Genomic DNA, 13390 nt, shown 5'->3' with positions numbered 1-13390 from the left:
CGATCTACACAAAAATGTAGTGGAATAAACAGCAATAGGCCCAATATACAAAATGTATATTGGGCCTATATTTAATGCACAAGCAGTAATACTTAGACTAACTCTACTGCCATGGCAACGGCTTCACCACCACCTATACATAAGGAAGCGATACCGCGCTTACCGTTTGTATTTTGTAAGGCATTAAGTAAGGTGGTGACGATGCGCGCACCAGACGCCCCAATGGGGTGGCCTAGGGCGGTAGCACCACCGTAAATGTTTACTTTGTCATGAGGAATATTTAAGTCTTTCATGGCAGCCATAGTGACTACAGCAAAGGCTTCGTTGATCTCAAATAGATCTACGTCTTCTACTTTCCAGCCGGCTTTGTCCATGAGTTTTTGCATGGCGCCCACAGGAGCAGTGGTAAACCACTCAGGATCATGAGCGTGTTGGGTGTGGCCTACAATTTTAGCAATAGGCTTAAGACCTAACTCTTTAGCAGTGGATTCACGCATGAGAATCATAGCAGCGGCGCCATCAGAGATAGAAGAGGCGTTAGCTGCGGTAACGGTACCGTCTTTGGTGAAGGCAGGGCGTAAGCTAGGGATTCTATCAGGTTTAGCGCGGCCAGGGGCTTCATCGGTATCGACGACGGTATCGCCGCGACGGCTGCTAATAGTTACAGGAGTAATTTCTTTAGCAAAGCTACCATCTTCAATGGCTGCATTTGCACGACGTAATGATTCAATAGCGTAATTATCTTGGTCTTCACGCGTGAAGCCGTATTTTTCTACCGTGGCTTCGGCAAAGATGCCCATGGGCTTATGCTCATAGGCATCTTCTAGACCGTCTAAGGTCATGTGGTCAAAAATTTTGGAGTCACCAAAGCGGTAACCAGTACGGCCTTGTAGTAATAGGTAAGGGGCATTAGACATGCTTTCCTGGCCACCGGCTACTACGATATTGGCACTGCCCGCTTTAAGCATGTCGTGACCCAACATGGCGGTTTTCATACCAGAGCCACACACTTTGTGTACGGTGGTGCAAGGTACACCTTTAGGCAGACCAGCACCTAGGGCGGCTTGACGTGCAGGCGCTTGACCTTGGCCCGCTTGAAGTACGTTACCCATGAGCACTTCATCCACTTGATCAGGATTAACACCAGCACGCTCTAAGGCAGCTTTAATGGCAACGGAACCTAATTCGTGTGCCGCCAATGGGGATAGACTGCCTGTCATGGCACCCATGGGGGTGCGAACGGCGGATACAATAACAACGGGATCTGACATAGTTTAACTCCTAGTGCGGTAAAACTGTGGTGAGATTATCTGCGCTACGATTAGGCAGACGGTTTGATAAATCGTAAGGATAAATGTTTTCTAAGCGGCCTTGAGCGACTTGGTCGCGGCACCTAGCCCACCAGTCGGCATCAAGTAATTCAGCGTGATACTTCATAAAAGCGTCTCGTATGCGTTTGTCGCCCAGTAAAAACCAACGAAATTCTTCGGGAAATACATCGTTAGGCCCAATGGGATACCAAGGCTCGCTGGCCATTTCGGCCTCTTCGTTTGGGGCTTCGGGTATGTAACGGAAATTCATTTCCGTCATGGATTGAATCTCATCATAATCATAGAATACCAAACGTCCCAGACGTGTTAAACCAAAGTTTTTATATAACATGTCGCCGGGGAAAATATTATTTGCAGCTAGCTCTCGGATGGCATCGCCGTATTGTTTGATGGCCATTTCAAGCGCTGAGCCAGACGCTCGGCTTAAATACATATTAAGTGGCAACATACGACGTTCTATATAAACATGACGCAATACAATTAAATCACCACTTTCTTCAAGTAAGCTAGGCACTTCTTTACGCAATTCTTCTAAAAGCTCAGGGGAGAATCTGCGTTTAGGTAAAGCCACTTGCGAATACTCCCAAGTGTCCGCCATACGGCCAGCTCTATCGTGTTTTTTTACTAAAAGATAGCGACTTTTAACCGTGGCGTGATCCATGCCGGGTTTGGCGATGTTATCGCGAATCATTTTGAATACATACGGGTAAGAAGGGAGGGTGAATACCGTCATTACCATGCCCTTAATACCCGGCGCTAATTGAAACTGATCTGTGGAGTGCCCTAGATGATGTAAAAAATCCCTATAAAAAAGATTTTTCCCCTGTTTTTGTAGGCCAATCGCATTGTAAAACTCGGCGGCAGATTTGCGAGGTAGTAGCGATTCTAAAAAACTGACATAGGCTGAAGGTACCTCCATATCAACCATAAAATAGGCACGTGTAAAGCTAAACAAGGTACTCATATCATCGGCGTTATCGATAAGTGCATCAAGCTCTATGGTGTGGCTGGGGGTGTGTACCAGAGCAATAGCAAATGGATGAATAGAGGTGTGATTGATGAGTCTACCCACAATGTAGGCGCCTTTATTACGGAAAAACAAAGTATTTAGCACCTGTATTTGGCAATCAGGGCCAATGCGTAAACCTGGATCTCGGGGTAAACGCTTACGCAATACGCTTACTGCACGCCGTGCCAAAATACGTACATCAGATGTTAAGTTGGCATAAGGTAGAGCTAAACCAAAATCTTTAATCATCTGTGTGAGTGATGCAATAAGCCCTTGCTCTAAAGGGTAGTACGCTCTATAAGAAGGCAAAGAACTGTCTATATAGCCCGTGGCAATAGCAGGGCGTACAAATAAGAAATCATTATTAAAATACGTACGCGATAACACTCTGCATGACACCGAATTAAAAAACGTTTCCGCACACTCAGGTTGACGATGACCAGCTAAGTTATGTGCAAATTTGGTTTTTACATTTTGCCAAAATTGCTGTTGCTCGGGGCTTAACTCGGTAGAGTCAGAGCGTGGTGTGAGGGCGGTGTTTTTGAGAGCGGGGCCTAATAAGGCGGCACATTCATGCACTCGCGTATCGTAATACTCAATACGTTCACGTGATAATTGCTGAATACCATTCCAATCGGCCGACTCAAATAATACTTTAGCGCGTTGGGCACTGTAACGAAATAAAGCATAATGTCTATCAAAGCCCTGAAGTATTATTTGTGCCACGTGTTGGGCACTTGGCACAGGACGTTGAACAGGTTCAATAACAGAGTAATCAGAGGCGAAGGGCATGCTATTCATAACTTTGTCTCAGTTTTCTTATGTTTGATTACATATTACTTATAATCGCTTATACACTCTACTAGCATACGATGAATTTCATATTAAAGGAACGAAATGCGCGCTAAACCTCATTTAAACACCCTCTTGCAGCACGCAGGGCAAGCTGAGTTCAATGATAAAACGGGAGCAGCACCTGTAGCATTACCCTCTATGCGTACTAGCACTGTGCGCTTTAAAACACTAGCCCATTTAGATCAGGCCATGCAAGATCGTGATACGGGGGGGCGTGCTGTGGTGTATGGGCGTTTTGGCATGGATACACACCGAGCCTTGGAAGATGTGTTTTGTGAATTAGAAGCCGGAACCCATGCTTTTTTACTACCTTCAGGCATGGCTGCTATTACCCTAGCGGTGATGAGTTTTGTGAACCAAGGGGATCATGTTTTAGCGGTGGATTGCGCCTACGGTCCGGTGCATGCTTTAGATAAAAATCTATTACAGCGTATGGGTGTGAGTACCACGTATTCTGCTCCTACGGTAGAGGCTTTTAAAGCAGCTTTACAACCTAATACTAAGGTGTTGTATGTAGAGTCGCCAGGCTCTTTGCTTATGCAGATGCTTGATATGCCGGCTTTAGCTGAGTTTGCAGCAGCACATGATTTAGTGTTAATTACGGATAATACCTGGGGATCAGGGCTGATTTATCAGCCGCTGAGTCTAGGAGCGGATGTGTCAGTGGTGGCTGGCACTAAATATGTAGCTGGGCACTCAGATCTGCTTTTAGGAGCGGTGGTTGTTAAAGATGAGGCTTTAGCCCAGAAAATAGAGGCTTGTAATTATGCCTTGGGCTATTCAGTCAGTGCAGATGATGTGTGGCTGGCCTTACGTGGTGTACGCACCATGCCACTGCGTATGCGAGAAACGGGGGATAATGCTTTGCGTGTATGTGAGGCTTTAGCCCAGTGGCCTGAAGTGAAAACCATTTACCATCCGGCTTGGAAAAATGATGCACACCACAACTTGTGGCAACGGGATGCTATGGGATCGAATGGCATGCTCGCTGTAAGCTTAGATATAAGCGAAGCCAGAGCGCGGCGTTTTGTGGATGCCTTACAGCTGTTTGGTATTGGTTTTTCGTGGGGTGGTTTTGAGAGTTTAGTGCAGCTGGTCAATCCTGCGTCTATAGCAGCTCATTCTTATTGGGCAGATGGGGAGGCGGCACTGCTGCGCTTACATATAGGTCTAGAAGATGCAGAAGACCTGATTGCAGATTTAAGCAGCGCCTTCACCCAATCCTTTGAGTCGTAGCGTTATTTTTCTACTGCGGCTTGTTTTAATAAAAAATCAGCCACAGTAATGGTTTCGTCGTAGCCATTTGTCATAGCAGGGGAGGTTACATACTTGCCTGCTATGGCTAAGCTGGGTGTGCCTTGAATTTGATAGAGGCGAATGAGGTCATTGGCACGATTAGCTTTGGTTTTTACGCCAAAGGAGTTAAAAGCACTATCGAATTCTTTTTCATCTATGCCATTGTCTGCAGCCCATTTACGAATCGCTTTTTTATCAAATAAAGGGCGTTTTTCTTTGTGTATGGCGTTAAAGAGCTTGGGGTGTAAATCTAAACGGTCTAGTGACTCCAGCACAAAATAAGTGTGCTGCAAATCACCCATACCAGCGTTAAAAGCCACTGGCACTCGTTTAAGACTTATGTTTCTCTCATCAAAGTCTTCAGACCATTTGCTTACTAAAGGCTCCATAACAGCACAGTGTGGGCAGCTGTAGGCAAAAAACTCCAATACCTCAGTTTTATCAATACTGTCAGAGGGTTGAGTTTGGCCTAAGGTTACATAAGAACTGGGAGCAGGAGCTTGGGCTGAGGCTAGTGGACTGAGCAGCACGCTAGCAGCCAAGGTTGCAGTGGCCGCTAAGCGGCCTAATAGAGTTAAGTACGACATGAAAGATTCCTATCTATATGTATATATTATGTGTGTATGTATGTAGCTCTCTATGCTTATGACTAAGGACGGACCACAGAAGTTTCAATTTTTTCTTTACCTAGAAGGGCGCGAGCTTGGTTCATAGCATCTACACCATTAAAAGGCCCGACTCGTACACGATTAATCGTACCGCCATCATAAGCACCTTCTTGTACTTTAGCGTTTAAACCTAATAAAAGAATACGAGCCCGTATAGATTCTGCGTCTTTAGCAGACCTAAAAGCCCCGGCTTGTAAGTAGTAAGCATCACCACTTTTTGGCTGTGCCGGGATCTCTTGAGAAGGCTTTGGGTTGGGTTCGTTGAGTTGCGCGATAAGTGTGTCTAGATTTTCTGATTTTGTACCCTTTGGCACAGTGCTACTGGAGGGGGGAGGAGCGCTAGAAGTTGCAGCAATACGGCCTAACTCACTAGCTACTTGAGCCTCTTTACCCTGAAAAATGGGAGGGTCTGTATTTAAACCTCCACCATATAAACCAATATTAGGATCTGACTCTATACCCACTGTCTCATCAACGCCGTAACCTCCCGATGATAGAATATCCTCTATGTTAGGGCTGAGCTTATCCATAAAAGGAACAGGAGCTTTAGTAATATAAAGCGCAGCGGCTACAGCAATAGCCAGTCCAATAATAAGACCAATAATAATGCCAAAAATTAGACTGGACTTGGACTGAGCTGAGAGGTGACGTCGGGTTGCCATAGAATATAAAATAAACCTACATTTTGTTTGGTGCACTAACACCGAGTTTTGCTAAACCGGCTGCAATCACTTGTGCTGTGGCTGCTGCTAAGGCTGCACGCGCTGTTTTAAGGGCTTGATCATCCACTAAGACCCGCTCACTGTTATACCAGGTATGAAAATCAGCGGCACAATCTCGTAGCCAAAAAGCCACTTGATGCGGAGCTAAATCGTTGGCGGCTTGCGTTAGCATAGCGGGATATTCAGCCAGACGCTGTAATAGTTTTATTTCGCTAGGTGCAGTAAGTAAACTGAAATTTGCAGTCTGTAATGCGGTGACGTCCACAGCAGCTTGGTTTAAAACGGAATAGGTACGTGCATGCGCGTATTGAATGTAATACACGGGGTTTTCCTCGCCTTTAGTCAAAGCAAGGTCTATATCAAACACAAACTCAGAGTCTGCTCGGCGTTGAACTAAAAAGAAGCGTACCGCATCTAAACCTACCCAATCCACTAGCTCGCGTAGGGTGACATAACTACCTGCGCGCTTAGAAATTTTTACCTCTTCCCCGCCGCGCATAACTTTTACCATGCTATGCAATACATAGGCCGGATAATCAGTAGGAATGCCCATATCTAAGCCTTGCAAACCTGCACGCACCCGTGCAATGGTGCCATGATGGTCTGTGCCTTGAATATTAATAGCATGGGTAAAGCCACGTTCCCATTTGGTGACGTGATACGCCACATCAGGTACGAAATAGGTATAGCCACCTTCACGCTTGCGCATGACACGATCTTTATCATCACCAGTATTAAGTTCTGTGGTACGCAACCAAAGAGCGCCTTCATGCTCATAGGTATGACCCGCATCAGTTAAGGCTTTGACTACAGCATCCACGCGGCCATCTGTGTACAGCGAGCTTTCTAAGTAGTAATTATCAAAAACCAGATTAAAGGCTTTGAGATCAAGGTCTTGCTCGTTGCGTAAATGTGCTACTGCAAATAGGCATATGGCTTCAATATCATCGATATTACCGGCCTTGGTATCTTTATAGGCATTCGCGATTTCTAAGATGTAATCGCCTTTGTAGCCATCAGCAGGAAAGTCAGGGCTATCGGGCTCAATACCCTTAGCACGAGCTTGTACGCTTATGGCCAGATTATCAATTTGATTACCGGCATCGTTGTAATAAAACTCACGACTGACGGTATAGCCTTGGCTATCAAACAACCTACATAAGGCGTCACCTAAAGCCGCTTGGCGCGCATGGCCTACATGTAGTGGGCCGGTGGGGTTAGCGGACACAAACTCCACCATCAGCTTATCGCCGTTCGTAGGTTGATTACCAAAATCTGCGCCTTCGGTAAAAATGTGAGCTAATACAGCTTGATGCGCCGCCGGCGTTAGGCGCAGATTAATAAAACCAGGGCCGGCAATTTCAGCACTAGCAATAAGGCCTTTGGCGCTGTCATCGGCCAAAATAAAATCAACAATGCCTTGCGCTAATTCACGAGGGTTACGTTTAGCGGGGCGTGCCAGTTGCATAGCGACGTTAGTGGCCACATCTCCATGCGCGGCCACATTCGGGCGCTCTAGAGTAATAGTGGGCGTAGCATCAGGGACGATGGACTGGACGGCTGCCTGAATTAAGGCACTGAGCTGTTGTTGTTGCTGAGCAAGCATATAATTTTTTCGAAAAAGAAAGATCAGAATGAAGGCTTACATAATACCGTGAATTAGTCTGGGCTCCAATTTATGGTTTCATCTAACCAGCGATAATAAGCATTTAGATCAACTTTAGCGCTGCGGTTATGAATTTTTTCCTTTGCACTAAGTTTGTAATCCATGAATTGGTCTACTTGCGCTCGTACTTTATAACCGTAGCTAGGGTGTTGAGATTGCTTCCCTCTAAGCGGGTTTGTCAGATCCATAGGTAAATCGTGATTATCTAAATTACGATCAAACTCCAGAAAAGAGCTTTCGTCATGGGCATAAGCATAGTTACCGTGCTTTTTTAAGCCTATGTCATCAAATTGCATACCTTGAGCACGAGCATTCCATAAAATCCATTGTAAAGCTATGTCACTTAGTGGTTTAAAATCGTTCTCATCAATCATGGGGTAGCCACCGCCTAAATCACCATGCGCTCCTATGAAACCTGCCTCTTGCAGATTATGAGCTGTACCTAAGCTATAAAGTGGAAATAAAGCACGGTGTTCGTGTAAGGCCACCCCATGCACTACCCATTGCCAAGCGGGTGCCACGGTAAAATTATATTGGTAATTTTTAGTCCCTAAAATACCCATTTGGGCTACGGTGTCTAAAAGACCCATAAAACGGGGTTGTATGCAGGCTTGTATGTGATTGCCAAAACGGTCTGTGTGACTAAACAAACCGTTTTGCGTGTGCTTAATAATTTGATTGGCAAAGTGTAGCGCAATGGCACTACCACGAGAAAAACCAATAATATCAATAGGTACAGTAGTGGTAGGCATTTGAGCTTGTATATAAGTGAGATGATAGAGCAGTGTTTGCCATTGCTTATTGATGATGTTGTTTGTGCTGTGCGCCACCATGGCGTCCCAGTCCACGGTTTCAGTGTTACCTGGTCCAGCAGCATAATAACTATCCTCTTTGGCTGCTCTATTTAGTAAATGCACCACTCCGCCACTGCTTTTGTCATAACGGGTACCATCAAAAGAGAACAAAATAAGTCCCCAAGGGTCAGTGTGATTCAGCGGTTGTTGTTTGGCGTAACCTAAAAGTTGTGTGGTGGGGTTTGGTCCCAAGGGGTCAGGCTCAAGATAATGACCTTGTTGGGGCAAATAAGTGCGCAATAGATTTTGGTGCCAACCAGTACTCATATCGTAATACTGACCTTCACGCCGTAAGTGAAAATGAAAGTCAGGGTTAGCTGCTATTTTTTCAGCGGCACCAAAGGTGTCGTAAATGGCCGCCCAACGTACCTTTTGATTGGCATCACTAATGATATGCACAGCCCCTAGGTGATCGCTGTGCATAACTAGTAGTTCTCCAGCGGGATTTGTGTGGTAGTCAATGAGCCCTACCGGCTGATTATGTAGGTATATGTAGCGTCTACTTACCGGGTGAGCCGCATGAGTAGGGAGTTTGGCTGAAAAACCAACAGAATATTCCGCTACTATTTTTTTATTATCGTATAAAAAAAACTGTTGTATAGCCTGTGGATAATGTTGTGTATAAATACGAAAACCAGCGGCATTTTGGCTGTTTTTCTGCACAGTATCCACAGAGTTATACACAAGATCTAGTTGTCTCATGGAATTATAACGCAGCATATAGTCTTTATCTTTATGCTGCCAATGTTTGACTAAACCGGAGCTGTCACGTTGCACCGCGGGCAGACTGTTTTTGTTATGGGCGGCTAAAGCGCCAGTGTTATCCCAGTGGTAAAACTCCTCCTTTTGTTGGTTTTTTTTTGTGATAACTAATTGTTTCTGGGGGTTATAGACATAATTGATGGTTTGAAATTTGTGTTCATGGATTATGGCGAGGTGCTGCTCTTTTACGGTTATTAGACCTTGGTTCATACTTAATCGCTGGCGCCACCACAGCTGTTGAGATTGCGGGTTATATAACTGCAAAAAGTGTTGATTGCCTGTAAAGAATGTTTTTTGTTGTAGCCCATTACCGTATTCCTGACCTTGCGATATATTTTTAACCACTAGCAGACGTGCACCTTGGGTATTTTCCCATTCAATACGCTGTAGATCATCTTTATCTGTAGACCAGATGTAATGCAGAGCACCACCTTCAGGTAATAGATGCTTTATGAGCCGTTGCGGGTATTTTTCATCATAGATAAAGCGTTCTTTATAATGCCACTGCACCACACCCGAAGGGGTAGGGAGTTGTCGGGTTATTTGTCGGTGAGTTATGTTGCTGTCAGCATTAAAAATCAGTTTTTCCGTTTCATTGGGATGTTTAATATGCAAGTGTTGAGGGCTAGGGCGTACAAGCTGAGTGCTGAACTGTTGCTGGTCATTCTTATATTCAATCTGCTGCAGTTGTTGTAGGGAGTTGTAATGCACTTGTTGCTCATCACCGTTTGCAAAACGTATACGATGGGCTTTGTTATTTTTATAGAATAGCTCTGTGCGTTGCTGCAGGGCATTTTGCCAAGCCGTCAGCTTTCCTTGTGGGGTGTAATGCAGGGCTAAATCTGGCCAACCATCAAATTGTCCGGTGATTTTATGGATACGTTTTTCATCATTTAGAGTATGGTGCACCGTTAATGCATTACCAAACTGCACAGAGGTGGGCGTGCGCTCTATAGGGGGCGGGCAGGCCCAACACGTGGCACCCGATATCGTTTTTATACGGTTATCTGTGGCGGAAGCAAAGTTGATATAAGTGATGCCATTGCGGCTGTGTAATTGTGTTTGAGCAGATTGTTGCTGAGCGCGTGGATAATAAATACGCACCCAGTGCTGGGGCTGTTCTGCCATATAAAAAATAGCACGGCCTGTTTGGTCATAAACCCAACTACGTACGCGTAATAATGGGCTATGTGCGCTTTGCTGTATGCTTTTGCCCGTTATGGCCCATGGATTTTGTTGCTGATATTGCTTTTCATAATGATAGTGAACCCGTCTATAGTCGGGATATTCTGCTTGCTTTAAGCGTTGTAGTACAGAATTCTCAGCTTGTTCGTAATAATAAATAATGGTCCCGTTAGGGCTATGAATCTGTTGTAACAATAACTGTGAGCCTATCTGTTGATACCTAAACTGTAAGCGGCGCTGCCCTTGGTGAACACTATCAATTAAATGTTGTAAAGGGCTGCCTTCGGCATGTCTAGTAATGATCAAAGGAGTCTGACCTTGACGCTGTAGTTGAATAAGCCAGCCCGCTTTATTAAAGTGCCATATATCACCATTGTGATAATGCCAAATAAACCGTTCAGGTTGTTTTTCTAAACGCCCCGTAGTTGCATTAAGTGTACGCAGGGTGCCATTGGCCTGCTGTAACGTTAAGGCAGCGGAATTATTGGTTATTAGACGGCTTTGATAGGAAAGCGTCCAAGAGCCCCCTAATGTCCCATAATGGGTACTCATGGCGTTATAATGACGCACAATTTCAAGCTCAGGGGCCTCTGGGTGCGCGTATAGGTCGATTTCACGCAAGTATTTGTTACCACTAAATAAATCAACAGGATTAAGGGCGTTTGTGGGTATAAGAGCGCCAGTTGCGCCTGATTGATCCACATCTTGGCTGTTACATTGATTGTTTATTTTTGGGGCAGAGCAGCTGTTTGGCGTAGCGATCACTGGGTGGCTAACTACGATTATAATGGTGCAGATAAGGGCAAACAATACACGCATGGGGTATCCTTATTGAATGTCTTTATGTGTTATCTTCACTCAATAACGCGTGTATTTGTGGCTAATGTGAGCCAATTATCTAATAGGGAAAACCACATGCTAATTAAATTTACATCTAATGTTTCTGGTTCTATTTTGATGCTAGATGAGCATGCTTTACCGGTGCTAGAAGCCGCTGGTAAAAAGTTTGAGGGTGGGCAGCTCACCGAGCGTGGTGTCTTTACCGCTCCTCAGTTAGCAGAAGCGGTTGCTAAGCTAAAACAGGCGATGGATGATGCGCCACCTTTAAATGATGAAGTGAATGAAGATCAGCCCGATGATCAAAAGGTGCATGCGGTAAATCAGCCCGTCAGTTTCAAGCAGCGCGCCTATCCTTTATATGAAATGCTGGTGGAAGCAGAAGCCGCTGGCGATGATGTAATGTGGGAGCCTACACGCACGGCGTGGGATTAATAAAAAAGCCACTCCTTGAAGTGGCTTTTTAGTGCAAATAAATAAGGAATTAAAAATTACGCATTACACTTTAATTTCCCCACCATTTTGCAAGGCATGGCGATTAATGGCACTTAGGATGCCTTTAAAGGAAGAGGTCAGAATATCTTGGTGTATGCCTACGCCGAATCCGGGTGCATTATCACCGATGCGTACTTCAATGTAAGTGGCAGCGCGGGTGTTGGTGCCTATACCAATGGCATGCTCGGTGTATTCCATCACGCGGATAGGAATATCAAGGGCATCAATAAAGGCTGCTAAAGCTCCTTCGCCTTTACCTTGTAATTTGATGGTTTTTTCCCCGTTTTCTATCATTTCTACTTCGATATTGAATTCCTGTGTGCCGTCTTCGGCTTTAGGTTTGCTGGAAATTTGGTGAGTAACTAACTTCCAAGGCCCTTCGGTACGTAAGTATTCTTTTTCGAAAATACCGTACACCTGCTCTGGATTCACTTCTTTACCAGAAGAGTCTGTTTCACGCTGAATAGCACGACTAAATTCAATTTGTAAGCGGCGTGGCAACACTAAACCGTGCTCTTGTTCTAAGAGATAAGAAACACCACCTTTACCGGATTGGCTATTGACACGAATAACGGCATCATAATTGCGCCCTAGGTCTGCGGGATCGATAGGTAAATAAGGGACTTCCCAAACCGCATCCTCTTTTTGTACTACAAAGCCTTTTTTAATGGCGTCTTGGTGTGAGCCAGAGAACGCGGTGAAAACTAAATCGCCGGCATAAGGGTGACGGGGGTGTACCGGTAATTGATTGCATTCTTCTACCGTACGGCGTACTTCGTCTATATCGGAAAAATCCAAACCGGGGTGAATGCCTTGAGTGTATAAATTAAGTGCTAAGGTGACTAAACATACATTACCGGTGCGCTCACCATTACCAAATAAACACCCTTCAACGCGATCTGCGCCTGCCATTAAACCAAGCTCAGCAGCGGCTACTCCAGTACCACGGTCATTGTGAGGGTGTAAGCTAATGATTACGCTATCACGTTGATCTAGATTACGATGCATCCATTCAATTTGGTCTGCATAGAGATTAGGGGTGGTGGCTTCAATAGTAGCGGGTAAGTTTAAAACAATGGGATCTGCGGGGTTAGGCTGCCATTCAGCGATTACCGCATTACTTACATCTAAGGCAAATTCGGGTTCAGTGGTGCTAAACACCTCTGGTGAATACTGATAACGCCATTTGGTTTCAGGATACTTTTTAATGGCTTCTTTCACCATACGCGTACCTTTAACCGCAATATCCAACACTTCATTTTTTTCCATATTAAATACTATACGTCTAAAAGAAGGTGCACAAGCATTGTACATATGAATCATGGAGGTTTTGGCGCCAGCCATGGCTTCAGCGGTGCGCTCAATGAGGTCTTGACGAGCTTGGGTTAGGCCGATGATGGTGACGTCATCAGGAATACGTTTTTCTTCAATGAGTTTACGTACAAAATTAAAGTCCGTATCGGAAGCCGAAGGAAAACCAACCTCAATTTCTTTGAAGCCAATTTTAATCAGTTGATCAAAAAAACGTAGCTTACTGGCCACGCTCATGGGCTCAATCAAAGACTGGTTCCCATCGCGTAAATCAGTACTCATCCAGATAGGAGGATGCGTGATTTTTTTTGATGGCCATGTGCGATCAGAGAAATCTTTAATAAAAGGACTAAAGGGTACGTATTTTGAAGCGGGATTGGTAATCATTAAATACACCTG

General features: G+C 44.9%; 9 protein-coding genes. 2 read left to right on the top strand and 7 right to left on the bottom strand.

Annotated features, from left to right (window positions below):
- Positions 1-92 precede the first annotated feature (92 nt).
- Positions 93-1271 carry an acetyl-CoA C-acyltransferase gene (locus AC2UZJ_RS06090; protein WP_486949231.1) on the bottom strand — a complete coding sequence of 393 codons (1179 nt, stop codon included), beginning with the start codon at positions 1269-1271 and terminating at the stop codon, positions 93-95.
- 10 nt (positions 1272-1281) lie between these two features.
- The gene (aceK, locus tag AC2UZJ_RS06085) at positions 1282-3132 is read right to left on the bottom strand and encodes a bifunctional isocitrate dehydrogenase kinase/phosphatase (RefSeq protein ID WP_486949230.1); all 1851 of its coding nucleotides are present in this window, start codon (positions 3130-3132) and stop codon (positions 1282-1284) included.
- A 105-nt stretch (positions 3133-3237) separates the two neighbouring features.
- Between aceK and AC2UZJ_RS06080 the strand changes: the two genes are divergently transcribed.
- Complete coding sequence (locus tag AC2UZJ_RS06080) at positions 3238-4431, top strand: trans-sulfuration enzyme family protein (RefSeq protein WP_486949229.1); 1194 nt, start codon at positions 3238-3240, stop codon at positions 4429-4431.
- A 2-nt stretch (positions 4432-4433) separates the two neighbouring features.
- On the opposite strand, the gene AC2UZJ_RS06075 is transcribed toward AC2UZJ_RS06080, so the two are convergent.
- The 4 genes from AC2UZJ_RS06075 to AC2UZJ_RS06060 form a co-directional block, all read right to left on the bottom strand.
- Positions 4434-5078, bottom strand: coding sequence for a thiol:disulfide interchange protein DsbA/DsbL (locus AC2UZJ_RS06075; protein ID WP_486949228.1), 645 nt, complete (start codon positions 5076-5078; stop codon positions 4434-4436).
- A 62-nt stretch (positions 5079-5140) separates the two neighbouring features.
- Positions 5141-5821, bottom strand: a complete 681-nt coding sequence (locus AC2UZJ_RS06070; RefSeq protein ID WP_486949227.1) for an SPOR domain-containing protein — start codon at positions 5819-5821, stop codon at positions 5141-5143.
- A gap of 16 nt (positions 5822-5837) precedes the next feature.
- On the bottom strand, positions 5838-7487 hold the full coding sequence (gene argS, locus AC2UZJ_RS06065) for an arginine--tRNA ligase (RefSeq protein WP_486949226.1): 1650 nt from the start codon (positions 7485-7487) through the stop codon (positions 5838-5840).
- A gap of 53 nt (positions 7488-7540) precedes the next feature.
- Positions 7541-11167: a phospholipase effector Tle1 domain-containing protein gene (locus AC2UZJ_RS06060; RefSeq protein ID WP_486949225.1), complete on the bottom strand. Its 3627-nt coding sequence runs from the start codon at positions 11165-11167 to the stop codon at positions 7541-7543.
- A gap of 96 nt (positions 11168-11263) precedes the next feature.
- Between AC2UZJ_RS06060 and AC2UZJ_RS06055 the strand changes: the two genes are divergently transcribed.
- Positions 11264-11620, top strand: coding sequence for a DUF1840 domain-containing protein (locus AC2UZJ_RS06055; RefSeq protein WP_486949224.1), 357 nt, complete (start codon positions 11264-11266; stop codon positions 11618-11620).
- A gap of 63 nt (positions 11621-11683) precedes the next feature.
- On the opposite strand, the gene leuA is transcribed toward AC2UZJ_RS06055, so the two are convergent.
- Entirely contained in the window at positions 11684-13378 is a 1695-nt protein-coding gene (gene leuA, locus AC2UZJ_RS06050) for a 2-isopropylmalate synthase (protein WP_486949223.1), read from the bottom strand.
- Between the last annotated feature and the right edge of the window lie 12 nt (positions 13379-13390).

The sequence above is a fragment of the Paenalcaligenes sp. DL 309 genome, from assembly GCF_057475285.1.
The sequence above is the reverse complement of the archived record's forward strand: the minus strand, read 5'-3'. Positions and strand labels throughout refer to the sequence as shown.